This is a genomic window from Candidatus Nitrosarchaeum limnium BG20 (assembly GCF_000241145.1).
Taxonomy (GTDB): Archaea; Thermoproteota; Nitrososphaeria; order Nitrososphaerales; family Nitrosopumilaceae; genus Nitrosarchaeum; species Nitrosarchaeum limnae.
In genome coordinates this window covers 1-2,526 of the sequence record NZ_AHJG01000063.1, presented here as the reverse complement: position 1 = coordinate 2,526, position 2,526 = coordinate 1, and the positions used below count along the sequence as shown (strand labels likewise).

1 protein-coding gene is annotated in these 2,526 nt (G+C 32.9%); it reads left to right on the top strand.

The window, feature by feature from the left end; all coding sequences use genetic code 11:
* Window positions 1-58 precede the first annotated feature (58 nt).
* Window positions 59-2,152 carry an anaerobic ribonucleoside-triphosphate reductase gene (gene nrdD / locus BG20_RS02155; RefSeq protein ID WP_010190291.1) on the top strand — a complete coding sequence of 698 codons (2,094 nt, stop codon included), beginning with the start codon at window positions 59-61 and terminating at the stop codon, window positions 2,150-2,152.
* The last annotated feature ends 374 nt before the right edge of the window (window positions 2,153-2,526 follow it).

Sequence of the window (2,526 nt, the reverse complement as noted above, 5' to 3'; positions counted from 1 at the left end):
ATCTAAAAACGATCTAGTCATAAGTCTTAATTACTCCTTCCTTTTTTAATGAAACAGTATGGAATTAGATGAAGAGCTAGAAGAGCCAAAGCGAAGCGGTATTCTTCAGTCTACATCAAAACGTGTAAGAATGATCTTTTCTGTAATGGCAAGTCCAAACAGAATTGATATTTTAAGAATTTTAAATTCAAAGGGTCCATTAACATATTCTGAATTAAAGTCTCTGGCAGGATTCAAATCTAAAAAAGAGAGTGGTAAATTTGCATACCATTTAAGAAAACTACTTAGACAATCTCTTGTAGCCCTAAACAAATCTGAAAGACGTTATACAATTACAAACCTTGGAAAACTCGTATTGAGTTTGGCCAGACAAATTGAAGAAAGATCTATTATTGAAAGTGGAAAAATGTATGTTAGGACATCACACGAATCCATCGAAGAATTCAATTCTCATAAAATTATTCAATCTCTAGTCCGTGAAGGTAGTCTACCATTAGAATTAGCCCAAAAAATTACTGAAGAAGTTGAAAATAGAATATACAAATATCAGACCACATATCTTACCGGTTCTCTTATTAGAGAAATGGTAAATTCTGTTCTTTTAGAACACGGTCATGAGGAATATCGCAATAAATTAGCACGCCTAGGTATGCCTGTATATGATATCCAGGAAATGCTCACAAATCTAGATAATGTAGATAATGGTGCAGAAGGTCTGCTTTTCAATACGGGTCAGAAAGTTTTTGCAGAACATTTACTCACCAATGTATTACCAAAAGATGTTGCTGATTCACATCTCTCTGGAGATATGCATATCTCAAATCCAGGAATTTGGTCTATGATACCCGATACAATATTTGTTAACGTTAAGGAACTAATTGAAGATGGAGTTATCCTTGGCGGAAAATATCTTGATGTATCAAGAATTACATCATCAAAATCACTTGATGAAGTTACATCTTCTTTATCAATAATCATATCATTACTTTCCAAAGAAGCCTCACAAGAAATTGTACTTGATGGATTAGTTCCACTATTTACAAAATACTCCAAGACAATTCCTGAACTTGAACAAAAATTAACAGATGCATTTGCAACTGCTTCTACTACATCTAAATATAATAAAAGAAGTACTAATGTTTCAGTTAGACTTCAATTAGGCTCTGATCTTAAAATTGTTAATGCAATAATTAATGCATACAAAAATTATACAAAGATTACTCCAATTCCAAAAATTGGTTTGATTGTGGACTTTGATAAAGGAAAGATCACTGATGTTTCTGAAGCATTAGCAGAAATAATTTCAATTGGTGGAAAAGTCATGTTTGCAAAAGGTGAAGTATCAAGCTATGGTATTACAAATGGTACAAATAAAAATTCTGGCCCACTCGCAATAACATTACAATCTGTTTCAATTAATCTTCCAAGACTTGCATTTGAATCTAACAAAGATGAAACATACTTTAGAGCAAGACTTGCATTACTTATGAAACCTGCATTGTCTTCTATGGCATTAAGAAAAAAAGATATTTCTGATCTTACTAGAAGAGGACTAAATCCAATCCTTGCAAAAAATACACAATATATGCAAAGAAGTTCTGTATCTCTTATTGTTAATCTCGTAGGTCTCAAGGAATCTGTTTTCAATATTCTCGGATTCCAAGATAATAAAGAAGGAAGAGACATACTCAATAAAGTAATAGAAACTGCAGTAGATGTTGCAGCCAAAAAAGGTAAGGAACTCGGCGATACTGTAGCGATATCAATGACTGAAACTGAAGGATCTAGTCGATTTGCAAACTTAGATGGTGAGAAATATGGTAAAAATTCTGCTCTTAATTCTATGGATGGTGATTCTTATTCACAAGGAATAGTTCTTCGTGCCTCTGAAATAGATGATTACACAAGTAAAACCGATATCATCTCTGAATGTAACAAATTATCTAAACTACTTAATGGTGGATTGCTAGTCACACTTGATATTGATCAGAACGCCACTCATGCAGATATTAAAAAATCAATTGAAAAAGCAGCAGAACTGACACCATCCTTTAGACCTGTGAAGAAAGTAGCACTATGTGGCGAATGTGGATTCAAAGATGAACCTTTTGTTGACAAGTGTCCCAAGTGCAAGTCTTCATACGTAATCTGAAATTCGTAAATTAAAAACTGGTTCCGATCTTTTTACAAAGTATTTTGATCAATTTCAGAACAACAGTTTGGATAGATCATATACGAACAAATAATATTTGTAGCCTAACGGCTATCTACTAGAAAAAAGTGACAATACTAAATGCTGTAAGTCTATATATCATTGAAAGATCATAAACAGTATTAGCTCATAAAAATTCACATAGTAGTTACACTGGATCGTTTCCTGCGATCATCGTTATGAATTTATGAATTTCTGGTTCAGTCAAGCCCTTACAACATACATTGGACCGTTGTCAATATTTTTGAACTGAAGTTTTAGAAAAAACTGCCAAATCATTTATACCATCTTCTTTCTTAGAAATCCGAGGAGAA

What these genes read in the sequence shown, in the direction of transcription:
- nrdD (WP_010190291.1), top strand. Translation starts at nt 59, where the DNA reads ATGGAATTAGATGAAGAGCTAGAAGAGCCAAAGCGAAGCGGTATTCTT.